This window comes from Amycolatopsis sp. cg9 (genome assembly GCF_041346945.1).
Classification (GTDB): Bacteria; Actinomycetota; Actinomycetes; order Mycobacteriales; family Pseudonocardiaceae; genus Amycolatopsis.
In genome coordinates this window covers 5010397-5031658 of record NZ_CP166850.1, presented here as the reverse complement: position 1 = coordinate 5031658, position 21262 = coordinate 5010397, and the positions used below count along the sequence as shown (strand labels likewise).

Below are 21262 nucleotides of genomic sequence, written 5' to 3'. Positions count from 1 at the left end.
TCGTACAACCGGCGGGCTACCCCGCCGATGCCAGCTCCTCCGCCCCGCTGTACAGCCGGATCTTGAACCGGATGTGGTCCTGGTGCTCGCGCAGGCGCTCGATCTGGGCCGCCACCCGGGCCTCGTGGTCGCGCAGGACGTCGACCCGTTCCTCGCGCGTGGCCTCACCCGAGCGCAGCAGCTCCACGAATCGCAGCATCTCCGCCACCGGCATGCCCGTGTACCGCAGGCATCGCAGCAGCTGCAGGAACTCCACGTCCTGGTCGGTGAACGTGCGCCGGCCCCCGGCCGTGCGGCCGACGGGGTGGAGCAGGCCGATGCGCTCGTAGTACCGCAGGGTGTCGATCGTGAAGCCGGTCTTTTCGGTCACCTGAGCCGGGGTGTAGGAGGTCACCGACCCAGAGTGGCACCTGGAGCGCGCTCCAGGTCAAGCGGTGGCGACCGCCCGGCGCACGCCTTCGGCCAGCTCGGCGGACAGCGCGCGAACGCCGGAAGGACCCTCGGCCGCCGCCGTGACCAGGGCCGAGCCCACGATCACCGCGTCCGCGAACGACGCCACCTCGGCCGCCTGGTCACCGGAACGGACACCGAGACCGACGCCGATCGGGAGCGAAGTGTGCGCTCGCGTGCGGCGGACCAGCTCCTCCGCGCCCGAGCCGACCTGGTCGCGCGCGCCCGTCACGCCCATCACCGCGGTGGCGTAGATGAAGCCGGAAGACGCGGCCGCCGTGCGGGCGAGGCGCTCCTCCGACGACGACGGTGCCACCAGGAACGTCCGGTCCAGGCCGTGCGCCTCGGACGCTTCCAGCCAGAGACCGGCCTCGTCCGGGATCAGGTCCGGCGTGATCAGGCCGAGCCCGCCCGCCGCGGCGAGGTCGCGCGCGAAGCGGTCGACGCCGTAGCGGTTGACCGGGTTCCAGTACGTCATCACGACCGCGCGGCCGCCCCGCGAAGCCACCGACTCGACGACCTCGAACACGTGCTTGAGGCGGAAGCCGTTGTCCAGCGCGGTCACCGAAGCGGCCTGGATGGTCGGGCCGTCCATCACCGGGTCCGAGTACGGGACACCGACCTCGATCAGGTCCGCGCCGCCGTCGACGCACGCCCCGATCAGGTCCTTCGAACCCCCGACCGTCGGGAAGCCCGCGGGGAGGTAGCCGACCAGCGCGGCCCGGCCCTCCGCACGCGTCGTCGCGAAGAGGTCGTCCAGCCCGCTCACTCGCCCACCAACCCGAACCACTTCGCCGCCGTGTCCATGTCCTTGTCGCCGCGGCCGGACAGGTTGACCACGATCAGGCCGTCCGGCCCGAGCTCGCGGCCCAGCACCAGCGCGCCGGCCAGCGCGTGCGCCGACTCGATCGCCGGGATGATGCCCTCGGTGCGCGAGAGCAGCTTGAACGCGTCCATCGCCTCGGCGTCGGTGACCGGCCGGTACTCTGCGCGGCCGGTGTCCTTCAGCCACGCGTGCTCCGGGCCGACGCCCGGGTAGTCCAGCCCGGCCGAGATCGAGTGCGACTCGACCGTCTGGCCGTCCTCGTCCTGCAGCAGGTACGTCATCGCGCCGTGCAGGTTGCCCGGGGTGCCCTTGGTGAGCGTCGCGCCGTGGCGGTTGCCCTCGATGCCCTCGCCGCCCGGCTCCAGGCCGACCAGCCGCACGGACGGGTCGTCGTAGAAGCCGGAGAAGATGCCGATCGCGTTCGACCCGCCGCCGACGCACGCCGCGACGACGTCGGGCAGGCGGCCGGCCTGCTCGAGGATCTGCTCGCGGGCCTCGGTGCCGATGACGTGGTGGAAGTTGCGCACCATCGTCGGGAACGGGGCCGGTCCGGCGGCCGTGCCGAACAGGTAGTGCGTGGTGTCGGCGTTGGTGACCCAGTCGCGCAGCGCCTCGTTGATCGCGTCCTTCAGCGTCCGCGAACCCGTCTTGACCGGGATCACCTCGGCGCCGAGCAGCCGCATGCGGGCCACGTTCAGCGCCTGGCGCTCGGTGTCGACCTCGCCCATGTAGACCACGCAGTCGAGGTCGAGCAGCGCGCACGCGGTGGCCGTCGCGACGCCGTGCTGGCCCGCGCCGGTCTCGGCGATGACGCGCTTCTTGCCCATCCGTTTGGTGAGCAGCGCCTGGCCCAGCACGTTGTTGATCTTGTGGGAACCGGTGTGGTTCAGGTCTTCGCGCTTGAGGAAGACGCGCGCGCCGCCGGCGTGCTCGCCGAAGCGCTTGGCCTCGGTGAGCAGCGACGGGCGGCCCGCGTAGTCCTTCAGCAGGCGGTTGAACTCGTTCAGGAACTCCGGGTCGTGGCGAGCCTTGTCGTACTCGGTGGCGACCTCGTCGACGACGCCGATCAGCGCCTCCGGCATGAAGCGCCCGCCGTACGGGCCGTAGTAGCCCCGCTCGTCCGGGTCGTGCTCCCCCTGCTTTTCGATCCGCTTTTCGATCACGCCGTGCTCTTCGGTCACCGCGACGGCCTCGGGCAGGCGGGGTGCGAGCCGGCGGTGACCAGCTTGACCAGGGAGCCCTTCGGGTCACCCGACGCGACGAGCCCTTCGCCGACCAGCACCGCGTCGGCGCCGTGACCGGCGTACGACATCAGGTCGCCCGGCCCGCGGACACCCGACTCGGCGACCTTGTAGACGTCCATCGGCAGGCCGGGGGCCAGCCGCGAGAAGACGTCCCGGTCCACCTCGAGGGTGTGCAGGTTGCGCGCGTTGACGCCGATGACCTTGGCGCCCGCCTCGAGGGCCTTGTCGGCCTCCTCGGCGTTGTGGATCTCCACCAGCGCGGTCATGCCGAGCGACTCGACGCGGTCGAGCAGCGCGACGAGCGCGTTCTGCTCCAGCGCGGCGACGATCAGCAGCACCATGTCGGCGCCGTGCAGGCGGGCCTCGTGCACCTGGTAGGGGCTGACGACGAAGTCCTTGCGCAGGATGGGGATGTCCACCGCGGCGCGGACCGCGTCGAGGTCGGCCAGCGACCCGCCGAAGCGGCGCTGCTCGGTCAGCACGCTGATCACCCGCGCGCCGCCGTCTTCGTAGTCCTTCGCCAGCGCGGCCGGGTCGGGGATGTCGGCCAGCTCGCCCTTGGAGGGGCTGCGCCGCTTCACCTCGGCGATCACGCCGATGCCGGACTCGCGCAGCGCGGACATCACGTCGCGGGGCGCCGGAGCGGCGGCCGCCCGGATCTTCAGTTCGTCGAACGGCAGCGCGGATTCCCGCACGGCGAGGTCTTCCCGCACGCCGGCGACGATGTCTTCGAGCACGCTCACCGGGCGCCCCCGCCCTGGCACGTGCTCACGGATTCACTCGCAAGGTCGCTCACAAAAACCTTCCCCTTCCCGCCGAAACGATGCTAACCCCCGCATCTGGAGCGCTCGGTTCCGGGTGCGTGCGTTACTCCGAATGCCTGCCGCGGACGTCCGTCGGGTCCTCCCCTTCCGACAGGGCTTCCCACAGCTCGGCGTCCGGATCGCGGGTCTTCTTCCGCGTCGCCGGAGCCGCGTACTTGGTGCCCAGCCGCGCCGCCTTGCCCGCGCCCTTGACGGCTGCCAACCCGCCGGCGGCGACGAGAATTCCCCCCAGCACGGCCAGCCCGCGCCCGATCAGCATCTGGGACACCGGCAGACCGTCGGCGTAGCCGCCGAAGCGGACGCCGTCGATCCCGGTCCAGACCGCCGCCAGGCCGGCCAGCGCGAGCACGACGCCGAGCACGCGCCGCGCCCAGCCGCCGGTCGCGATGACACCGGCCACGCCGGCCAGCGCGAGCAGGGCCAGCGGCACCAGCGCGGTCGCCCGCTCCTCGCCGGTCTCGCGGTGGAGCACCGTGCCGCGCACGCCGCCGTCGCGGAACTCGGCGAACCACGTCAGCCGTGACGCACCCCACAGCGCGAGCGCGCCGAGCAGCAGCGCGGTCACGATCATCCACAGTGGACGGCGGGAGGGCTTGGCCGGCTCAGACACGGGCGGAGTCCGCGGCCGGGTCGAGGGTGCCCGCCGCGACCATCGTCTGCGCGGCGGCGACCGCCGAGAGCACGGTCCTGGCCTTGTTCAGCGATTCGGTGTCCTCGTAGTCCGGCACCGAGTCGGCGACCACCCCGCCCCCGGCCTGCACGTGCGCGATGCCGTCCTTGACCAGCGCGGTGCGGATCGCGATCGCCGTGTCGGCGTCGCCGGCGAAGTCGAGGTAGCCGACGACCCCGCCGTACAGCGCGCGGCGGACCGGCTCCAGCTCCTCGATCAGCTGCATGGCGCGGACCTTCGGCGCGCCGGAGAGCGTCCCGGCCGGGAAGCACGCCGTGACCGCGTCGAAGGCGGTCTTGCCCTCGGCCAGCTCGCCGGTGACGGTGGACACGATGTGCATGACGTGGCTGTAGCGCTCGATCTGGAAGAAGTCGACGACGCGCACGGTGCCCGGCTTGCAGACCTTGCCGAGGTCGTTGCGGCCGAGGTCGACGAGCATCAGGTGCTCGGCACGCTCCTTCTCGTCGGCCAGCAGGTCCTTGGCCAGCTGCGCGTCCTCTTCCGGGTCGGCGCCGCGCCAGCGGGTGCCCGCGATCGGGTGCGTGGTCGCGCGGCCGTCCCGCACGGTGACCAGGGATTCGGGGCTGGAGCCGACGATGTCGAAGCCCTCCAGCCGCAGCAGGTACATGTACGGGCTCGGGTTGGACGTCCGGAGCACGCGGTAGATGTCGAGCGCGTCGGCGGCGGTCGGGATCTCGAACCGTTGCGACGGCACGATCTGGAACGCTTCGCCGGCCTTGATCGCCTCGACGGCCTTTTCGACCGCGGCGTGGAAATCCGCTTTGGACCGCTTCCGGGTGAACTCCGGCACGGGCCGGTCGAACGCGGCGACGGTCGCGGGCGCGGGCACCTGCAGCTGCTCGGTCATCGCGCTCAGCCGGGCGACGGCGTCGTCGTAGGCCGCGTCCACGCGCTCGGGCGAGTCGTCCCAGTTGACGGCGTTCGCGATCAGCGTGACCGTGCCCTCGTGGTGGTCGAAGGCCGCGAGGTCGGTGGCCAGCAGCATGGTCAGCTCGGGGATGTCGAGGTCGCGCTCGGCCAGCTCGGGCAGCCGTTCCAGCCAGCGCACGGCGTCGTAGCCGATGTAGCCGACCATGCCGCCGGTCAGCGGCGGCAACCCGGGCAGCGGCTCGGTGTGCAACGCTTCGATCGTTTCGCGCAGCACGGTGAGCGGGTTGCCGTCACCCGGCAGGCCGACCGGCGGGGTGCCGGTCCAGACCGCTTTGCCGGCGCGGACGGTCAGCGCCGCCGGGCTGCGGACGCCGATGAACGACCAGCGCGTCCAGGAGGCGCCGTTTTCGGCCGACTCGAACAGGAACGTGCCCGGCCGGTCGGCGGCGAGCTTGCGGTACACCCCGATCGGCGTCTCGCCGTCGGCGAGGACCCGGCGCACGACCGGGATCACGCGGCGGCTCTCGGCGAGGGCTCGGAAGTCCTCGCGGGACGGGCTGACCGAGCCGGGACCGGTCGAACCGGCGGAAGCGCTGACCATGGGGCTCATTGTGCCGCCCCGGCCGGCTCCGCCGACGGCGGGTCCGTAATTCAATGAGTGTTGAATTGTGCGGGGGCGTGCGTCATGATGGAGCCGTGAGCACGACCGACAACACCGACACTACTTCCCGCCGCCGCGGCCGGCGGCCCGCCGGCCAGGACACCCGCACGGCGCTGGTCGAGGCCGCGCGGGCGGTGTTCGCCGAGAGCGGCTACGACGGCGCGACGGTGCGCGCGATCGCCACCCGCGCCGGCGTCGACGCGGCGATGGTCAACCACTGGTTCGGCAGCAAGGAAGGCTTGTTCGCGAAGGCCGTGCTCCAGCTGCCGTTCGACCCCCTCGAGCTGCAGGCCGAACTGCGCGACGGCCCGGACGACGAACTCGGCAGGCGGATCGCCCGCGCGTTCCTCACCCGCTGGGACGGCGCGGGCGGCGACGTCTTCCAGGCCCTGATCCGCAGCATCACCGGCCACGAACAGGCCGGGCAGGTGCTGCGGACCTTCTTCCAGAACTTCTTCACGGCGCTCATCACGTCGATCGGCTCGGACCGGGTCCCCCTCCGGATGGCGCTCTGCGCGTCCCAGCTCGTCGGCATGGGCATGATCCGCTACGTCGCGAAGTTCGAGCCGATGGCCGCGGCGGAGGTCGACACCCTCGTGGCGGCGGTGGCCCCGAACCTGCAGCGCTACCTCACCGGCGAGATCGGCTAGCTCCGCCGCTTCCCCGGCGCGTACGCCGGGATCGCGAGGGGCCGCTCCCCGACCGCCCCGGCCGGGAACAGCACGACCATGTCCCGGCCCCAGCCGCCGATCCAGGCGAGGCGGCCCGGCCGTTCCGTCAGCACGCCGGTGTACCGGCTCCGCTCGTTCCCGTGCAGCGCGATCGACGACCCGTCGCGGAAGCGGACTTCGAAGTCCGGCACCTTCCGGCGGCGCGCCCCGGCGCCCCGGACCACGGTCACCGAGGCGCGGCGCCACCCGGTGCGGCGCACCGCGCGGTCCAGCCGCCGGCGGTGCAGCGCCTGCAGCACCTGGCCCAGCACCACGCCGACGGCGATCACCATCAGCACGATCAGCAGTGCGACCGGGGACGGGCTCGCCTCCGCCTCGCCGGCGAGCCGGACGTCCTGCGGGTGCGCCGGGTCGTAGACGACCGCCACCACTTGACCGACCGCGTGCCCGTCGACGGAGTCCTGGGAGAGCTTCACGGTGCGCGGCACGCCGTCGACGCGGTATTCCACCCACAGCCCGGGCACCCCCTGCGCGTCCGCGACGGCGACGACGTCGGCGAGCGCCTCGGTCCCGGTTTCCGCGCTCGCACCGCCGGTGCCGTTCGCCCCGAACAGCGCCGCGCAGCCGGCCAGCACCCAGGCGCAGACCGTCGCGACGAACACCGCACGGCGGCCCTGCGAGCGCAAGCCCGTCACGTCGTCCTCGAAGTCGGTGCGGCCGTCTTCGGGCAGCCAGTTTTCGACGCCCAGCCGAGTCAGCTCGGTCTCGGCCCGGCGGTCGAGGGCCGGGATCCGGAGGCCGGCGAGAACGGCCAGCGTCGCCGAACCGACGAGCGCCGCGACCTCGGCGGGCAGCTCGCCGCCGGCCGGCAGGGGTCCCGGCCCGGCGAGCGTCATCGAAATGACGAGCACGAAGAACAGGAAGAGCAGCACGGCCAGCCCGGTCAGTACTTCCGCCGTCTCTTGCCGGCGTTCCAGCCGGCGAGCGACGTCGCCGGCGTCCGTGCCCAGGTCCATTCGCGCAGTCTAAAGCGGAAAACCGCAGCTCAACGACATTCCGGCGGTACCGCACACCGGGGCAACCCGGCGGCCTCGCCGAGCGTGCAAGGGAGCAGGGTCAGCGGGCGAGCAGCAGCGCGACCAGCGCGAGCGCGCCCGGCAGCACCTGCACGAACAGGATCCGCTTGCTGGCCGTCGCCGCGCCGTAGAGGCCCGCGACGATGACGCAGACGAGGCCGTACAGCTTGAGCTGGAAGCCCGTCGGGTCGCTCGCGATCAGGCCCCACACCAGCGCGAGCGCCAGGAAACCGTTGTACAGCCCCTGGTTCGCGGCCAGCGTCTTGCTCTCCTCCGCGAACTCCTTCGTCGTGCCGAAGGCGGCGCGGGCGCGCGGGGTGGTCCAGAGGACCATCTCCAGGACGACGATGTAGCAGTGGATCAGGGCGACCAGCCCGACCAGGACGTCGGCGACGATTGTCACGCGTGCTCTTTCTCGTCGGCCAGGAGCAAGCGCTCCTCGGTGTCGAAACAGGTGTGCGTGCCGGTGTGACAGGCCGGGCCGGTCTGGTCGACGCGCAGCAGCACCGTATCGCCGTCGCAGTCGATGCGCACCTCGCGAACGTGCTGGTAGTGCCCGGACGTCTCGCCCTTGACCCACAGCTTCCGCCGGCTGCGCGACCAGTAGGTGCCGCGGCGGGTGGCCAGGGTCGCGGCGAGAGCGTCGTCGTTCATCCAGGCCATCATCAGCACGTCGGAGGTGGCGTGCTCGACGACGACCGCGGCGATCAGGCCGTCGGCGTTGCGCTTGAGGCGCGCCGAGACGGCCGCGTCCAGGCTCATGCTTGCGCTCCCAGGATGTGCCGCTTGAGCGGCATCGAGTTCAACAGGACGAACGCGTAGCCGTAGCCCGCGAAGGACAGGCCGGAGAACAGCTTGTTCCACCACAGCGCCGCGCCGAGCAGCAGGAACGCGTGCAGCAGCGCGAACACCACGGTGACGACCAGCCCGCCGATGCGCGCGCTGCCCATCTTGTGCACGAGCCCGGTGGTGACGACGGCGCCGAGGATCAGCGCGAGCGCCGGCATCCGGTAGATCTCGAGGCCCGAGCCGGCACTGAGCACCGGGATCAGGTCGAGCAGCGCCCACGCCACCGGCAGCCCGACCAGCAGGGCGGCGGTGACCTTCACCTCGACGGGTGCCTGCCAGGCCTTCACCGGACCTCGACCCCGCCTTCGCGCAGCGCGTCCTTGACGTCGCCGATCTTCAGCTGTCCGAAGTGGAACACGCTGGCCGCGAGCACCGCGTCCGCGCCGGTCCGCACCGCGGGCAGGAAGTGCTCGAGCGCGCCCGCTCCCCCGCTGGCGATCACCGGGACCCGCACGGCCTTGCGGACCAGCTCGATGAGCTCGAGGTCGAAGCCGTTCTTGGTGCCGTCGGCGTCCATCGAGTTCAGCAGGATCTCGCCCACGCCGAGCTCTTCGCCGCGCGCGGCCCACTCGACGGCGTCGATCCCGGTGCCGCGGCGGCCGCCGTGGGTGGTGACCTCGAAGCCGGACGCGGTCGGCTCGCCCCCTTCGGGAACGCGGCGCGCGTCGACGGACAGCACGATGCACTGCGCGCCGAACCGGCGTGAAGCTTCGTGCAGGAACTCCGGCCGGGCGATGGCGGCGGTGTTGATGCTCACCTTGTCCGCACCGGTCCGCAGGAGCCGGTTGACGTCGTCGTTGCTGCGGACGCCGCCGCCGACGGTGAGCGGGATGAAGACCTGCTCGGCGGTGCGGCGGACCACGTCGTAGGTGGTTTCGCGGTCGCCGGAGGACGCCGTGACGTCGAGGAACGTCAGCTCGTCGGCCCCTTCGGCGTCGTAACGCCGGGCCAGCTCGACCGGGTCGCCGGCGTCGCGGAGGCCGGCGAAGTTGACGCCCTTCACGACCCGGCCCGCGTCGACGTCGAGACAGGGGATCACCCGCACCGCGACAGACATGCGCACCAGCGTAGTCAAGGGGGTTCTAAGCTCGGCCAATGGCACGGGCGGGACGGCGGCCGGGACAGACGGAGACGCGCGAGAAGATCCTCGACGCGGCCCGCCACCGGTTCGCCGAGCTGGGTTACGACGGCGCGACGGTCCGCGGGATCGCCGCCGACGCGGGCGTCAACGCGGCCCTGCTCCACCACTTCTTCGGCAGCAAGCAGGCCCTCTTCGCGGCGGCGATGAACCTCCCGGTGAACCCGGCGTCCCTGGTCCCGGCCATCCTGGCGGGCCCGCGCACGGGCATCGGCGAACGCCTGGTGCGCGCGTTCCTGGCGGTGTGGGCGACCCCGGAGGGCCGCACGCCCTTCGTCGCGATGCTGCGCGCGGCGGCGACGAACGAGCAGGTCGCGCTGATGATGCGCCAGTTCATCGAGCGCACGGTCCTGGCCGAGGTGGCGCGGGCGCTGGCTGTCCCGAAGATCCGCGTGACGGGCATCGCGGCCCAGATGATGGGCGTCGCGCTCCTGCGGTACGTGATCAAGCTGCCCCCGCTGGCCGAGGCGGACGACGAGGAGATCGTCGCGCTGCTGGCCCCGGTGGCCCAGTACTACTTGGATTCCCGGGACGCTGTCGAATCGGGCGGGGCGCGTTCGTAGCCAGGGTGAGAGTCCCCTTACCCGAGGAGAGCACGATGACCGCCACGTACACGTTCGACGTCTTCATGAGCCTCGACGGCTTCGGTTCCCACACCGGCGACTGGGGCGGTTACTGGGGCAAGCAGGGTCCCGAGTTCCTCGCCCACCGCCTCGCGCAGTACCGCGAGGACCAGCGCATGGTCTTCGGCGCGAACACCCACCGGCTGAACGCGCGGATGCTGTCGGCCACCCCGGCGGCGCTCGACCCGTGGGTGGCCCGCCTGCGGACACTGCCCGCGACGGTGGTGTCCGCCACGCTCGACGGCCCCCTCGGCTGGCCGGACGCGACGGTCGTGGCCGGGGACGCCGCCGACGTCGTCGCGCGGCTGAAGGAGGAGTCGCCGGTACCGCTGCGGTCGCACGGGAGCCTGTCCCTGAACCGGGCCCTGCTGGCGGCGGGCCTGGTGGACCGCGTGCAGGTGACGGTGTTCCCGGTGCTCACGGGCAAGACGGGCGTTTGCCCGGTGTTCGGCGGCGCGGAGGACTTCGACCTGGAACTGCTGGAGAGCCGGACCTTCGACGGCGGCATCCAGGAGCTGATCTACCGCCCGGCGCGGCACGGGTGAGCCCGGCATCCGGCGTTCACGTACCGGACACCCGATTCGTCTAGTTTCCGCGCGTGCGCAGACTTCTTCCGGTGGCCGTGGCCGCCGTCTCCCTGGTGTCCGCCGTTCCCGCTTCCGCCGCTTCCCGCGATCCCTCGCCGGTCGCCCAGACCCAGGCCTTCGTCGATGACGCCGGCGCGTCACCGGCGAACGCCGATGCCGACGACCCGGCCATCTGGGTCCACCCGCACGATCCTTCGCGCAGTGTCGTCCTGGGCACGCTCAAGGAGGGCGGGCTCGCCGCGTTCGACCTGGAGGCGCGGACCCTCCAGCTGGTCGCCGCGCCGGCCGCGCCGGGGCCGGGCGCCGCTCCCGGGCGCTTCAACAACGTCGACGTCGTCGGTGACCTGGCCGTCGTGAGCGACCGCGGGCGTGACCGGATCCGGGTCTACCGGATCGACCCGGCGGGCGCCGCGGCGGGCGGGCGCGTGCTGCGGGACGTCACCGATCCCGCCGCCGCGCCGGTGTTCTCCGGGTCGGAGTCCGAAGTGGACGATCAGCGGACCGCGTACGGGCTGGCCGCGGGACGCGACCCGCGCACCGGCGTCCGGTGGGTGGCGGTGACCCGGCGGCACGAGACGCGGGTGGCGCTGCTGCGGCTGGCCGACCGGCCGGACGGCACCGTCGGCACGGCGCCGCTGGCGACCGTCGACCTGCCCTCGACGTTCCGGCTGCCGGACGGCACGACCTGGTCGCCCTGCGAGGAGCCCGGCGAAGGGCCGCAGCTGGAGGGGTCGGTGCTCGACGGCCGCGTGCTCTACACCGCCCAGGAGGACGTCGGGATCTGGCGGATCCCGCTGACGGCCACCGGGTTCGGGCGGCCCGAACTGGTCGACCGCGTGCGCTCCTACGGCGTCCCGCAGCGCTGGGACTCCAAGACCGGGGAGTGCGTCCCCGACGGCGCCGACCCCGGCTTCGGCGGCCGGTGGCTGGCGGCCGACGCCGAGGGGCTGGCGGTGGCGGACGGCACGCTGTTCGCGTCCAGCCAGGGCGACTCCCGGTTCGTCGGCTACGGCCACCGCACGCGCGACCTCCGGATCGTCGCGGGCCGCGGCACGGACTCGGTCGAGCACTCCGACGGCTCGGCGATCACGACCGCGTCCCTCGGCCGCCGCTTCCCGCACGGCCTCCTGGTGGTCCACGACGGCGAACGCCGCCCGACGGCCGGCGACCTCCCGACCACGGGCTTCGCCTTCGTCCGGCTGGAAGACGTCCTCCCCCGGTAACGAGCAGCCGAACACCGCATTTCGACCGTCACCATTGTCCTGTATTTGTCATGTTATCGGCCGCGGTGATTTTTTACCGCGGCCGATAATGCACAACTGCCCACTGATGGCGGTATCTACGGGATCGATTCTGCGTAGGTTCACGGCATGCCGCGCCTCCATTCCGCGCTCGTTGTCCTGCTCGTGGCCGCCTCCGTTGTTCCCGTTTTCACCGTCGCCACACCCGCCCTCGCCGAGTCCGCGACGGGTGCCGTGTGCGACCACCAGCCCGCGCTCTACACCCAGGCACCGCCGGGTGCCGTGCCCGTCGACCTGGCCGTCGAGGGCGACCTGAGCGTCAAGACGCAGGCGTCGCCACCGGGGACCACCTTCTGGCTGCCGCCCGGCACGCACCGGCTGGCGCCCGACCAGTTCGGGCAGGTCATCCCCAAGGACGGGGACGTCTACCTCGGCGCTCCCGGCGCCGTGCTCGACGGCCGCGGCCTCAACCGGGCCGCGTTCACCCAGCAGGCCAAGGACGTCGTCATCCGCGGCCTCACCATCCAGAACTTCGTCGCACCCCAGGACCAGGGCGTGGTCAACCACGACTCCGGCGAGCACTGGGTGATCGAGAACACCACCATCCAGCGCAACACCGGCGCCGCGCTGATGGCCGGCGTCCGCCAGGTGGTGCGGGCCAGCTGCCTGCGCGACAACGGGCAGTACGGGATGAACGCCTACCGCCCCGACAACGCGATCACCGGGCTGCTCGTCGAAGGCAACGAAATCAGCGGGAACAACGTCGACGACTGGGAAACGCGCAACCCCGGCTGCGGGTGCAGCGGCGGAATCAAGTTCTGGGCCGTGAACGGCGCCGACGTCCGCGGCAACTGGATCCACCACAACCGCGGCGTCGGGCTGTGGGCGGACACCAACGACAACGATTTCCTGATCGAAGACAACGTCATCGAGGACAATGACGCGGAAGCGATCCTCTACGAGATCAGCTACAACGTCGTGATCCGCCACAACGCCATCCGCCGCAACAACGTGGTGGCGGGCAGCCGGCGCGCGTCCCGCGGCGACAACTTCCCGTCCGCCTCGGTGTACATCTCCGAGTCCGGCGGCGAACCCCGCGTGCCGGCCCGCACCGACGTGCTCGACATCTACGGCAACTCCTTCGAGGACAACTGGTCCGGCATCACGCTGTGGGAGAACGCCGACCGCTTCTGCAACAGCCCGGCGAACACCTCGACCGCGAGCTGCACCAAGCTCGTCCCGGACCGGGCCCGGTGCGTGGCACCGGGCATCGAGTCCGAGCCGCTGTTCGACGACTGCCGCTGGAAGACCCAGCGGGTCGAGATCCATTCGAACACCTTCCGCTTCGATCCCGCCCGGCCCGGCTGCCTCAGCCTCTGCGGCCGGATGGCGGTGCTGTCGAACTACGGCACCTACCCGGCGTGGTCTCCGTACCGGGGCACGCTGGTGCAGGAGGCGATCACCCACGACCAGGACAACTACTGGTACAGCAACGACTACCTCGGCCCGTGGGCGTTCGTCGCCGGCGACACCTCCCGCACCCTCACCCCGGCGCAGTGGCAGAACGAACCCTGGAACCAGGACGACTGCGCCTCCTTCGACGGCGTGACGCCGAACTGCTGACCCGGCTCACCAGAAGAAGATCCGGGGCAGGCTCGCCCGTGGCGGTGGCGCGATCCGCGGCACCCTGGCGATCTCCGGGGGCACGGTGAACCGGTCCGGCAGGGTGTAGCCGTACCTCCCGGGGTCGTAGGAGTACGGCAGCCGGAAGGAGTCCGCTGGTGGCAGGCGCAGCGGCGGGATCTCCGGGAGCGTCAGCCGCAACCGGCCCGACGGGTCGAGCACCGGGGGCACCGGCCGGGAGAGGATCACCTCCGTCACTTTCTGGCCGAGCCGGCCCGGCGCGGCCCGCAACGTCGACACCGACGCCTGGAACGCCCGGGCCGCCTCCACGGCGCGGGGTGCCACGGCCGCCGCCGGGCGGCTGACGTCGGTCCGGTCGACCAGGCCCGCCGCCTCGCGGTCGACCGCCGCGGCGAAGTCGCGCGGGCTGCGCAGGGCGATCTCGGCCAGGCGGTCGTAGAGCGGGCCCAGCCTGTCCTGCAGGGTCTTGTCGGCCGCCTCGGCGAACGCCTGCACCAGCGGTTCCAGGATCGGGATCGCGTCCGTGACCGGTTTCGTCACCGCCAAGATCCGTTCGGTGGCGACCTTCTCGACCTGCAGGGTCACCTTCTTGCGGCCGTCCGCGACCAGGTCGATCCCCGGCTCGGCCGGCCGGGCCCCGACGGCCACCCCGGCCGCCGCCACCTGCTCGGGCGTGATCCCGGGTGGTGCTTCGCGCGGCCGCGAGCCGTCGACCCGCACCTCGGGCACGAGCGCATCGACCTGCCGCCCGCGTGACGTCTCGGCGCGGACGGCCTCGTCCACCGCGGGCAACCCCACGTCGTAGCCCGACTTGGCGCTCTCGGCGCTGCTGCGCGCGGCTTCGGTCAAGCCCGCCAGCTCCGTCCGGCGGACGGCGAGCGCGTCCCGGTACGCCTGCGGCAACGACGCTTCGACCTTGCCGTACAGCTTCCCCGCCACCCGCTGGGTCAGATCCGCTTCGATCTTCCGGGTCACCTCGGCGTAGCCCTGCTGGGCGACCTTGAACTTCACCTGCAGGTCGGTGGCCGGCACGCCGAGCTGCATGCCGAACAGCGACAGCGACGCCAACGTCGCGAGCCCGGCGGCCGCGGGCCCGCTGTACTTCGTGTAGCCGTCGGCGGCCCGGCCGAGCCCGGCCGCCGCGCGCCCCCGCCAGCCATCCGCACGGCGTGCGAGCAGCAGGCACGTCAGCAGGTAGACGCCGATCAGCGCGGCGAACACCGAGAACTCGCTCAGCTTCAGGTTCTCGGAGAAGAACCGCGAAACCGCCTCGAAGAACCGTTGCAGTGAAATGAGCCAGCCCGTGCCCGACGTGTCGGCGAACCACTGCAGGTACGCCGACAGCGCCAGGTACGCGCTCGCGGCCACGCCGACCGGTACGAGGTACAGCACCCCGAACGCGGCCAGGTGGTACCGCAGTCCCGAACCGCCGACCGCGAACCGCCGCGTGTACCGGCGGCAGCCCGCGACGAGCCCCCAGACCGCGCCCACGAACAACGCGAACGGGCCGATCGCGAAGGCGGCCACGAGCACCGCCACGGCGGCCGAACCGGCCGCTGCCTTCCCCCTCGTCATCGCCCCTCCTCCAGGTCTTTCTTCCTCCCGGACCCAGGAAAGCACGGGCCACCGACAGGTTTCCCCGAGCGCCCGGACCACCCCGCCGAAACCGGGAACGCAGCGGAGCCACCTGTCACCCACGCCGACGAAGGCGGGAGCGGCGACGCCGCCGAACATCCCCGAAGACGAAGCCCAGTGTGACCGCGACCACGCCGGACTGGGCCGAACCGGTGAACTCGCCCCGGAAAAAACTTTCCGCTCGCATGCATCAGCCCGGCCCCCTCGCGCGTCCAAGGGAAGAACGGAAGGGACGCGTGTGAGCTTCGAAGAGTTCGTCGCGGAGCGGCTGGACGGCCTCCTCCGCTACGCCACCGTCCTGACGAACGACCCGCACCTGGCGCAGGACATCGTCCAGGACGTGCTGCTGCGCGCCCAGCAGCGGTGGGACGGCATCGACGCGCCGCCGTCCTACGTGCGGCGGATGATCACCAACGAATACCTCTCGTGGCGACGGCGGGCCGTGCGGCGGATGGTGCCGAGCAGCCACGACGTCCTCGACGCGCTCGGCCCGCCCGAAGCCGACCCGGCCACCGCCTACGACGAGCGGGACGCGATGCTCGGCCTGCTCGCCACGCTGCCCCGCAAGCAGCGCGCGGCGGTCGTGCTGCGGTACTACGAGAACTACTCCGACGCCGAGATCGCCGCCGTCCTGCGCTGCGGCGCCTCCACCGTGCGCAGCCAGATTTCCCGCGCGCTGACCACCCTGCGCCAGGCCCCGAACCCCGCGGTACTCACCACCGGAGCTGGAGAATGACCCGCAGCGACCACGACACCGAGACGCTGATCCGGGAGACCCTGGACCGCCTCGCCACCCGCGCCCCGGACGGCCGGGCGGTGCGGGAAGCGCTGGCCCGCGACCGGCGGACGCGGCGGCCGTCGACGAAGCTGGCCCTGGTCGCCGCGGCGGTGGTCGTGCTGGTCGCCGGGGTCTTCGTGGGCACGCGGGCGCTCACCACCCCGGACGTCGTCCCGGCCGCCGGCGCTCCGGTCCTCGGCTACAGCCCGGACTGGCTGCCGGACGGCTTCACCGAGCAGTACCGCGAGGGCGGCCCGGGCATCACTCCGCAGGTCCGGCGGTGGTCCGCCGGACCCGCGGCGATCACGCTGTCGGCGTACTCCACCGCCGACCCCGAGTGGTCGCAGGTCGCGCTGCGGATCGCGTCGGTCCGCGACCAGGTCCTGGTGCACGGCCGGGTCGCCATGGTCACCGGCGGCACCGAGACCGCCGCGCTGCTCACCTGGCTCGCCGACGACGACCACGTCCTGACCGCGCGGGTCGACGGGGTCCCGGACGCCCGCGCCGTGGCCCAGCGGATCGCCGACGACGTCACCGCCCGGCCGGTCGGCGTCCGCGGCGAGCTGCGCTTCGGCGAGCTCCCGGCGGGACTGATCGAGCGGTCCGCCGCGGTCAAGGGCAGCGGCCCGGCCGACGGGAGCACCGAGCTGACCGCCGCCGACCCGGCGCGGCCGTCGGTGGCCGCCGTCCGCGTCACGGCGAGCGCGGGCTCCCCCGGCGTGCACGGCGCCGCACCGGTCACCGTCCGCGGCGGCCAAGGGTTCTTCGTGGCCGGCCGGGAAGGGACCGTCGCCGTCCGGCTGCCGTCCGGGCGCTGGCTGACGGTGTCGGGCGCGCGGCCGGAAGCCGAGCTGATCGCCGTCGCGAACGGCGTCCAGCTCGACCCCACGCCCGACTACCGGTGGCTCGGCCGGGCTACCAGCTGATCATCGGGAACCAGATGATCCCGAGCCGGCCGAGCACGCGGACGTCCCAGTACAGCAGCGTGAACGTGCCGCCGACGAGCAGCGCGGCCCCGGTCACGGCCGCGATCCGGGACGGTTTCGCGGCGAACCAGCTCTGCAGGCGACCGCGCGTGGCGTAGGTCAGGATCAGGAACAGCACCGCCATGACGACGATGTTGCCGATCGACTGCAGGGCGAACGCGGCGGCGCCGTAGAAGACGTTGTGCTGCTCGGCGGCGCTGCGGAACATGATCCGGAACAGCGGGTACGGCCGCCCGATCAGGAACCCGCCGATGAGCGCGCCCATCAGGACGTGCGGCGCCGCCGGGTGCCGCCGGGTGAACGCGGCGAAGGGGTTGTGGAGGATGCCGAGCGCGATCAGGCCCATCAGCAGGAAGACCAGGCCGACGACGCCGAACGCGACCATGGACTGGATGCTGCGCGGGGAAAGGCCCTTGGCCGTCGCGGTGGAGAACTGCGGCATGCTCGTGCCGACGAGCGCGACGATCACGCCGTAGGCGATCGAAACCGTGAGCATGCCCGCGGCGATCCAGCCGAGCGGCTTGAACGGGCTGCGCTTCTCACCCGCCTGCCCGCCCACCAGGGGCGCGACCGCCCCGAACGCGGCGATGTTGCAGGCGGTGAACGATCCGGCGAGCCCGGAGACGAACGCGAACAACGTCCCGGCGAGGGCCCCGCTGATCGGCGTCGCTTTCGCGTCGTAGCCGAGGAGCCCGTTGGCGACGCTGTCCCCGATCACGGAGTCGACGAAGGGGGCCGACCAGATGGCCGTCAGCCCGAAACCGGCGAGGATCGCGACGACGGCGATCACCGCGCGGCGTGCGGGGTAGGGCCCCTCGCCGAAGAAACCTGCTTGGGGATGAACCGGGACCTGCTGTGTGACGGCCATCGACGTTCCCTCCAGTACGCGGGCACAACCCAACCCGGAAATCGTCGCAAATCAAGTGGTTGAAGCGCTTCTGCCGACCTGCGCCATCACGTTGCGCCGGGTGCCCCCTTGACGGCGGCTTCTCAACGCGCGCAGAATTAAACACATGACTAATTCTGCGCTGGCGGTCACCGGGCTCCGCGTCCGGCGCGGTGGCCGGCCCGTGGTGCGGGACGTGAGCTTCGAGGTGCCGCGCGGCACCGTCACCGGGCTGCTCGGCCCGAGCGGCTGCGGCAAGACCACACTGATGCGCGCGATCGTCGGCGTCCAGATCGTCGAAGGCGGCACGGTCACCGTCCTCGGCCTGCCCGCCGGCAGCCCGCCGCTGCGACGGCGGATCGGCTACGCGACGCAGAACCCCGCGATCTACGCCGACCTCACCGTCCGGGAAGCGCTCGCGTACTTCGCCGCGGTGCTGCGCGCGCCGGTGTCCGATGTGGACCGGGTGATCGCCGAAGTCGGGCTGGCCGACCACGCCGGGAAGCTGGTCGGTTCCCTGTCCGGCGGCCAGCACAGCCGCGCGAACCTCGCCGTCGCGCTGCTCGGCCGGCCGGAACTGCTGGTGCTCGACGAGCCGACCGTCGGGCTCGACCCGGTGCTGCGCGACGAACTGTGGGCGCTGTTCCGCCGGCTCGCCAAAGGCGGCGCGACGCTGCTCGTGTCCAGCCACGTCATGGACGAAGCGGCGCGCTGCGACCGCCTCCTGCTCATGCGCGAGGGCGTCCTCCTCGCCGACGACGCACCCCTCGCCCTGCGCGAGCGCACCGGTGCCGCCGACCTCGAAGGCGCGTTCCTCAACCTCGTGCGGGCCGCGTCGTGAACCCCGCGCTGACGCTGGCCACCACCCGGCGCATCCTGACCCAGCTGCGGCACGACCCGCGGACCGTGGTGATGCTGGTCCTGGTGCCGACGCTGCTCATGGTGCTGCTGCGGTACGTGTTCAACTCGACGGCCGTCTTCAGCCGCGTCGCGCCCGCGCTGCTCGGGGTCTTCCCGTTCCTGATCATGTTCCTCATCGCGTCGATCACGACGTTGCGGGAACGCACCACGGCCACCCTCGAACGCCTGATGACGCTGCCCATCGGACGGCTGGACCTGCTCTTCGGCTACGCGCTGGCGTTCGGCGCGATCGCCGTCGTGCAGGTCTCGCTCGCCGCCGGGGTTTCGCTGTGGTGGCTCGGCCTCGACCTGGCCGGTTCCGTCGGGATGCTGCTGCTGATCGCGGTCCTCGACGCGCTGCTCGGCATGGCGCTGGGACTCTTCGTGAGCGCCTTCGCGCGCACCGAATTCCAGGCGATCCAGTTCATGCCGGTGTTCGTGCTGCCGCAGATCCTGCTGTGCGGGCTGTTCGTCCCGCGCGACGACATGGGCTGGCTGCTGCGGTGGCTTTCCGACGTGATGCCGCTGTCGTACGCGGTCGAGGCGCTGTCCCGCGTCACCACGGCCGGCACGGTCGACGCGGTGATCCTGCGGAACCTCGTGGTCGTCGCGTGCTGCGCACTGCTCGCCCTGGTCCTCGGCGCGGCGACGCTGCGGCGCCGGACGCCGTGACTACCGTGGTCCCATGGCATCCGAAACGGACCGGCTCGCCGCCGAGCGCTACGTCGTCCTGACCACGTTCCGGCGCGACGGGCGCGCGGTGCCGACCCCGATCTGGGTCGCCGGCGACGCCGGCGAGCTCGTGCTGTGGTCGGAGCGGAAGGCGGGCAAGGTCAAGCGCATCCGCAACAGCGGACGGGTGGAGGTCCAGGCCTGCGACCTGCGCGGGCAGAAGACGCACGGCGCCGTCGCGACCGGCCAGGCCCGGCTGCTGGACCTCGCCGAGACCGAGCGGGTCCGGAAGGCGATCGCGCGCAAGTACGGCCTCGTCGGGCGCGTCACGATGTTCTTCTCCAAGCTGCGCGGCCCGGCCGACCGGACGGTCGGGATCGCGGTCAAGCTGGACGGCTGAAGCTGCGGAACCCGCGGCGCAGGTAGTTCGGCAGCGCGTTCGGGTGGTCGAGCGTCGAGGTGTGCAGCCAGACGCGGCGCGCGCCCGGCGGCGTCCAGGCGTCGGCGACGACGAGGGTGAGCGCGTACCCGCCGAGCCCTTTGCCGACGAACTCCGGGAGCAGCCCGAAGGTGGTGATCTCGACGTCGCCGTCGGCCTGGTACTCGAAATCGGCGGCGCCGGCGACCTCGCCGCGGTACTCGATCAGCCGGTACCGCCGTCCCGGTTCGGCGAGCCACCGCGCCCAGCCGGCGTCCGAACGGGACGCGCTGGGCCACCGGTACGGCGTGCCGATGCGGACGTGCAGGTCGCGGATCAGCGGCCCGGGCTCGGCGGCCCGCAGCGTGACGCCGTCGACGGGCGGGGCCGGGTTGAGCTGGTCGGCCGCGGTCATTTCGAGCTGGGTGACGATCTCCTCCACCCGCGGCAACCTACGGGGCGGAGACGGTGCTGTCAGCCGCTTTTCGGCCCACGGCGGCAGCGCGCAGCGCGGCTCCCATCGCGGCGGAGTCGTGGTCGGGCCCGCACCCTTCCACGATGACCAGATCACCCGGGATGTGGTCCGCGCGCAGCCGCAGGATCGCCTGGTAGGCGGGCGAGGCGTACCACTCGTGCGCCGCGGCGGTGCTCGGGAACCCGATGAGCACGAGCCCGCCCGGCCATTCGCCTTCCATCACCTCGACGGGAGCGCCGTGCACGAGGAACTCGCCGCCGAAGGGGTCGAGCGTCGCCTGGATGCGCTCGAGGTACTGGAAGACCTCTTCGGACAGCTCGGCGGGCGGGCGCAGGTGGGCGAGTCCGTAGGCGGTCATGGCGGTCCTTTCGTCGTCCTGAAAGGAATCTTCGCCCGCCCGCGGCGTGGAGTCGATTACGCCGGAGGTAATGACGGCTGCCCGGCGAGCAAGCGGTCCACAAGAGCCTCGACGAGGTCGTGGCGCTGGGCGTCGGTGAACAACCCGGGCAGCGTCAGCCGTTCCATGATCAGCCAGTTCAGCGCGAGCCACAGCAGCACGACCGTCGTGCCGTCGCCCGGCAGGCCGGATTTCTCGTGGTAGGCGACGTTGAAGTCGACGTCCTCGCGGATGCGGCGGGTGAGCACGTCCCGCAGCTCCGGCCGCCGGGTGGCTTCCAGCCGCAGTTCCAGCAGGGCGAGGAACCCGGTGGGGAACGCGGCGACGCGGTCCACGAGCTCGTGCATCAGCGCGGCGACGCGAGCCCGGCCCCGCGGCCCGGTCAGCCCGTCCGCGATGACGGCTTCGTCGACGAGCCGCTCGTAGACGCGTTCGCCGGCGCGCTTGAGGATCTCGTCGCGGCCGGCGAAGTAGTTGGACGCCGTGCCGACCGGGACACCGGCCTGCTGGTCGACCGCGCGGAAGGTGAGCCCGCGGGCGCCTTCCCGGGCGAGAACGTCGATGGCGGCGTCGAGCAGGGCCGCGCGCCGTTCGGGGTTGCGTCGCACCATGAAGACTCCCGGCGTAGGACTACTCCGGGGAAAGTACTACAGGCGGAGTGCTCACGCACGGGGCGCGCAGCGGGCCGCTGCTTGCAGGTTCGCGCGGGAGCGGCGCGCC

At 72.2% G+C, this 21262-nt stretch carries 26 protein-coding genes; 10 read left to right on the top strand and 16 right to left on the bottom strand.

The features are described 5' to 3' along the window. Positions 1–16 precede the first annotated feature (16 nt). From AB5J73_RS24150 to AB5J73_RS24125, 6 genes are all read right to left on the bottom strand, one after another. Positions 17–394 (bottom strand): MerR family transcriptional regulator, encoded by a 378-nt coding sequence (locus tag AB5J73_RS24150; protein WP_370972488.1) that lies wholly within the window; start codon positions 392–394, stop codon positions 17–19. A gap of 33 nt (positions 395–427) precedes the next feature. Then, positions 428–1219 carry a tryptophan synthase subunit alpha gene (gene trpA, locus AB5J73_RS24145; RefSeq protein WP_370972486.1) on the bottom strand — a complete coding sequence of 264 codons (792 nt, stop codon included), beginning with the start codon at positions 1217–1219 and terminating at the stop codon, positions 428–430. Further along, positions 1216–2457: a tryptophan synthase subunit beta gene (gene trpB, locus AB5J73_RS24140; protein WP_370972484.1), complete on the bottom strand. Its 1242-nt coding sequence runs from the start codon at positions 2455–2457 to the stop codon at positions 1216–1218. Before trpB ends, trpA begins: the two co-directional genes overlap by 4 nt. Then, complete coding sequence (trpC, locus tag AB5J73_RS24135; RefSeq protein ID WP_370972482.1) at positions 2454–3263, bottom strand: indole-3-glycerol phosphate synthase TrpC; 810 nt, start codon at positions 3261–3263, stop codon at positions 2454–2456. The genes trpB and trpC overlap by 4 nt, the downstream gene beginning before the upstream one ends. Before the next feature lie 124 nt (positions 3264–3387). Continuing rightward, positions 3388–3915: a Trp biosynthesis-associated membrane protein gene (locus tag AB5J73_RS24130; RefSeq protein ID WP_370973296.1), complete on the bottom strand. Its 528-nt coding sequence runs from the start codon at positions 3913–3915 to the stop codon at positions 3388–3390. A 31-nt stretch (positions 3916–3946) separates the two neighbouring features. Then, on the bottom strand, positions 3947–5506 hold the full coding sequence (locus AB5J73_RS24125; protein ID WP_370972480.1) for an anthranilate synthase component I: 1560 nt from the start codon (positions 5504–5506) through the stop codon (positions 3947–3949). Between the two features lie 53 nt (positions 5507–5559). On the opposite strand from AB5J73_RS24125, the gene AB5J73_RS24120 reads away from it, so the two are divergent. Further along, positions 5560–6216 carry a TetR/AcrR family transcriptional regulator gene (locus AB5J73_RS24120; RefSeq protein WP_370972478.1) on the top strand — a complete coding sequence of 219 codons (657 nt, stop codon included), beginning with the start codon at positions 5560–5562 and terminating at the stop codon, positions 6214–6216. Here the strand turns inward: AB5J73_RS24120 and AB5J73_RS24115 are convergent. From AB5J73_RS24115 to hisF, 5 genes are all read right to left on the bottom strand, one after another. Continuing rightward, on the bottom strand, positions 6213–7253 hold the full coding sequence (locus tag AB5J73_RS24115; protein WP_370972476.1) for a hypothetical protein: 1041 nt from the start codon (positions 7251–7253) through the stop codon (positions 6213–6215). The two genes, AB5J73_RS24120 and AB5J73_RS24115, sit on opposite strands and share 4 nt — an antisense overlap. Positions 7254–7353: 100 nt before the next feature. After that, a complete protein-coding gene (locus tag AB5J73_RS24110; protein ID WP_370972474.1) occupies positions 7354–7716 on the bottom strand; it encodes a DUF1304 domain-containing protein in 363 nt (120 codons plus the stop codon). Continuing rightward, complete coding sequence (hisI, locus tag AB5J73_RS24105; protein ID WP_086856549.1) at positions 7713–8075, bottom strand: phosphoribosyl-AMP cyclohydrolase; 363 nt, start codon at positions 8073–8075, stop codon at positions 7713–7715. The genes AB5J73_RS24110 and hisI overlap by 4 nt, the downstream gene beginning before the upstream one ends. Continuing rightward, complete coding sequence (locus tag AB5J73_RS24100; protein ID WP_370972472.1) at positions 8072–8449, bottom strand: hypothetical protein; 378 nt, start codon at positions 8447–8449, stop codon at positions 8072–8074. The genes hisI and AB5J73_RS24100 overlap by 4 nt, the downstream gene beginning before the upstream one ends. Further along, complete coding sequence (hisF, locus tag AB5J73_RS24095; RefSeq protein ID WP_370972470.1) at positions 8446–9219, bottom strand: imidazole glycerol phosphate synthase subunit HisF; 774 nt, start codon at positions 9217–9219, stop codon at positions 8446–8448. Before hisF ends, AB5J73_RS24100 begins: the two co-directional genes overlap by 4 nt. Before the next feature lie 38 nt (positions 9220–9257). On the opposite strand from hisF, the gene AB5J73_RS24090 reads away from it, so the two are divergent. The 4 genes from AB5J73_RS24090 to AB5J73_RS24075 all read left to right on the top strand — a co-directional run bounded on the left by AB5J73_RS24090 (position 9258) and on the right by AB5J73_RS24075 (position 13374). After that, positions 9258–9863, top strand: a complete 606-nt coding sequence (locus tag AB5J73_RS24090) for a TetR family transcriptional regulator (RefSeq protein WP_370972468.1) — start codon at positions 9258–9260, stop codon at positions 9861–9863. Positions 9864–9898: 35 nt separating this feature from the next. Continuing rightward, complete coding sequence (locus AB5J73_RS24085) at positions 9899–10468, top strand: dihydrofolate reductase family protein (RefSeq protein WP_370972466.1); 570 nt, start codon at positions 9899–9901, stop codon at positions 10466–10468. Between the two features lie 71 nt (positions 10469–10539). Beyond that, on the top strand, positions 10540–11733 hold the full coding sequence (locus tag AB5J73_RS24080; protein WP_370973294.1) for a phytase: 1194 nt from the start codon (positions 10540–10542) through the stop codon (positions 11731–11733). Positions 11734–11880: 147 nt separating this feature from the next. Further along, positions 11881–13374: a right-handed parallel beta-helix repeat-containing protein gene (locus tag AB5J73_RS24075; RefSeq protein ID WP_370972464.1), complete on the top strand. Its 1494-nt coding sequence runs from the start codon at positions 11881–11883 to the stop codon at positions 13372–13374. Between the two features lie 6 nt (positions 13375–13380). Here the strand turns inward: AB5J73_RS24075 and AB5J73_RS24070 are convergent, their stop codons facing one another. Further along, on the bottom strand, positions 13381–14970 hold the full coding sequence (locus tag AB5J73_RS24070; protein WP_370972462.1) for a hypothetical protein: 1590 nt from the start codon (positions 14968–14970) through the stop codon (positions 13381–13383). A 298-nt stretch (positions 14971–15268) separates the two neighbouring features. Here AB5J73_RS24070 and AB5J73_RS24065 point away from each other — a divergent pair, with 298 nt between their 5' ends. Together AB5J73_RS24065 and AB5J73_RS24060 are read left to right on the top strand one after the other, a co-directional pair. Next, positions 15269–15766 (top strand): SigE family RNA polymerase sigma factor, encoded by a 498-nt coding sequence (locus AB5J73_RS24065; protein ID WP_370972460.1) that lies wholly within the window; start codon positions 15269–15271, stop codon positions 15764–15766. Then, a complete protein-coding gene (locus tag AB5J73_RS24060) occupies positions 15763–16734 on the top strand; it encodes a hypothetical protein (protein WP_370972458.1) in 972 nt (323 codons plus the stop codon). Before AB5J73_RS24065 ends, AB5J73_RS24060 begins: the two co-directional genes overlap by 4 nt. Here AB5J73_RS24060 and AB5J73_RS24055 read toward each other — a convergent pair. Next, complete coding sequence (locus tag AB5J73_RS24055; RefSeq protein WP_370972456.1) at positions 16724–17662, bottom strand: hypothetical protein; 939 nt, start codon at positions 17660–17662, stop codon at positions 16724–16726. The genes AB5J73_RS24060 and AB5J73_RS24055 overlap by 11 nt on opposite strands. A gap of 145 nt (positions 17663–17807) precedes the next feature. Between AB5J73_RS24055 and AB5J73_RS24050 the strand changes: the two genes are divergently transcribed. From AB5J73_RS24050 to AB5J73_RS24040, 3 genes are read left to right on the top strand one after another with little or no spacing between them, the layout of a single operon-like run. Next, a complete protein-coding gene (locus AB5J73_RS24050) occupies positions 17808–18521 on the top strand; it encodes an ABC transporter ATP-binding protein (RefSeq protein WP_370972454.1) in 714 nt (237 codons plus the stop codon). After that, complete coding sequence (locus tag AB5J73_RS24045; RefSeq protein WP_370972452.1) at positions 18518–19252, top strand: ABC transporter permease; 735 nt, start codon at positions 18518–18520, stop codon at positions 19250–19252. The genes AB5J73_RS24050 and AB5J73_RS24045 overlap by 4 nt, the downstream gene beginning before the upstream one ends. A gap of 13 nt (positions 19253–19265) precedes the next feature. Further along, the gene (locus AB5J73_RS24040) at positions 19266–19652 is read left to right on the top strand and encodes a PPOX class F420-dependent oxidoreductase (protein ID WP_160697947.1); all 387 of its coding nucleotides are present in this window, start codon (positions 19266–19268) and stop codon (positions 19650–19652) included. Here AB5J73_RS24040 and AB5J73_RS24035 read toward each other — a convergent pair. The 3 genes from AB5J73_RS24035 to AB5J73_RS24025 are packed head-to-tail and all read right to left on the bottom strand — an operon-like array spanning position 19636 to position 21153. Further along, positions 19636–20112, bottom strand: coding sequence for a GNAT family N-acetyltransferase (locus tag AB5J73_RS24035; protein WP_370972449.1), 477 nt, complete (start codon positions 20110–20112; stop codon positions 19636–19638). The two genes, AB5J73_RS24040 and AB5J73_RS24035, sit on opposite strands and share 17 nt — an antisense overlap. 10 nt (positions 20113–20122) lie before the next feature. Further along, the gene (locus AB5J73_RS24030; RefSeq protein WP_370972448.1) at positions 20123–20503 is read right to left on the bottom strand and encodes a DUF1330 domain-containing protein; all 381 of its coding nucleotides are present in this window, start codon (positions 20501–20503) and stop codon (positions 20123–20125) included. A 56-nt stretch (positions 20504–20559) separates the two neighbouring features. Next, positions 20560–21153: a TetR/AcrR family transcriptional regulator gene (locus AB5J73_RS24025; RefSeq protein WP_370972446.1), complete on the bottom strand. Its 594-nt coding sequence runs from the start codon at positions 21151–21153 to the stop codon at positions 20560–20562. Positions 21154–21262 lie beyond the last annotated feature (109 nt).

Excerpts from the sequence above, each read along its gene's own strand:
- AB5J73_RS24130 (WP_370973296.1), bottom strand. The coding sequence starts at position 3,915 with ATGATCGTGACCGCGCTGCTGCTCGGCGCGCTCGCGCTGTGGGGTGCG.
- AB5J73_RS24125 (WP_370972480.1), bottom strand. The coding sequence starts at position 5,506 with ATGGTCAGCGCTTCCGCCGGTTCGACCGGTCCCGGCTCGGTCAGCCCG.
- AB5J73_RS24120 (WP_370972478.1), top strand. The coding sequence starts at position 5,560 with ATGAGTGTTGAATTGTGCGGGGGCGTGCGTCATGATGGAGCCGTGAGC.
- AB5J73_RS24115 (WP_370972476.1), bottom strand. The coding sequence starts at position 7,253 with ATGGACCTGGGCACGGACGCCGGCGACGTCGCTCGCCGGCTGGAACGC.
- hisI (WP_086856549.1), bottom strand. The coding sequence starts at position 8,075 with ATGAGCCTGGACGCGGCCGTCTCGGCGCGCCTCAAGCGCAACGCCGAC.
- hisF (WP_370972470.1), bottom strand. The coding sequence starts at position 9,219 with ATGTCTGTCGCGGTGCGGGTGATCCCCTGTCTCGACGTCGACGCGGGC.
- AB5J73_RS24090 (WP_370972468.1), top strand. The coding sequence starts at position 9,258 with ATGGCACGGGCGGGACGGCGGCCGGGACAGACGGAGACGCGCGAGAAG.
- AB5J73_RS24085 (WP_370972466.1), top strand. The coding sequence starts at position 9,899 with ATGACCGCCACGTACACGTTCGACGTCTTCATGAGCCTCGACGGCTTC.
- AB5J73_RS24075 (WP_370972464.1), top strand. The coding sequence starts at position 11,881 with ATGCCGCGCCTCCATTCCGCGCTCGTTGTCCTGCTCGTGGCCGCCTCC.
- AB5J73_RS24070 (WP_370972462.1), bottom strand. The coding sequence starts at position 14,970 with ATGACGAGGGGGAAGGCAGCGGCCGGTTCGGCCGCCGTGGCGGTGCTC.
- AB5J73_RS24060 (WP_370972458.1), top strand. The coding sequence starts at position 15,763 with ATGACCCGCAGCGACCACGACACCGAGACGCTGATCCGGGAGACCCTG.
- AB5J73_RS24055 (WP_370972456.1), bottom strand. The coding sequence starts at position 17,662 with ATGGCCGTCACACAGCAGGTCCCGGTTCATCCCCAAGCAGGTTTCTTC.
- AB5J73_RS24050 (WP_370972454.1), top strand. The coding sequence starts at position 17,808 with ATGACTAATTCTGCGCTGGCGGTCACCGGGCTCCGCGTCCGGCGCGGT.
- AB5J73_RS24040 (WP_160697947.1), top strand. The coding sequence starts at position 19,266 with ATGGCATCCGAAACGGACCGGCTCGCCGCCGAGCGCTACGTCGTCCTG.
- AB5J73_RS24030 (WP_370972448.1), bottom strand. The coding sequence starts at position 20,503 with ATGACCGCCTACGGACTCGCCCACCTGCGCCCGCCCGCCGAGCTGTCC.
- AB5J73_RS24025 (WP_370972446.1), bottom strand. The coding sequence starts at position 21,153 with ATGGTGCGACGCAACCCCGAACGGCGCGCGGCCCTGCTCGACGCCGCC.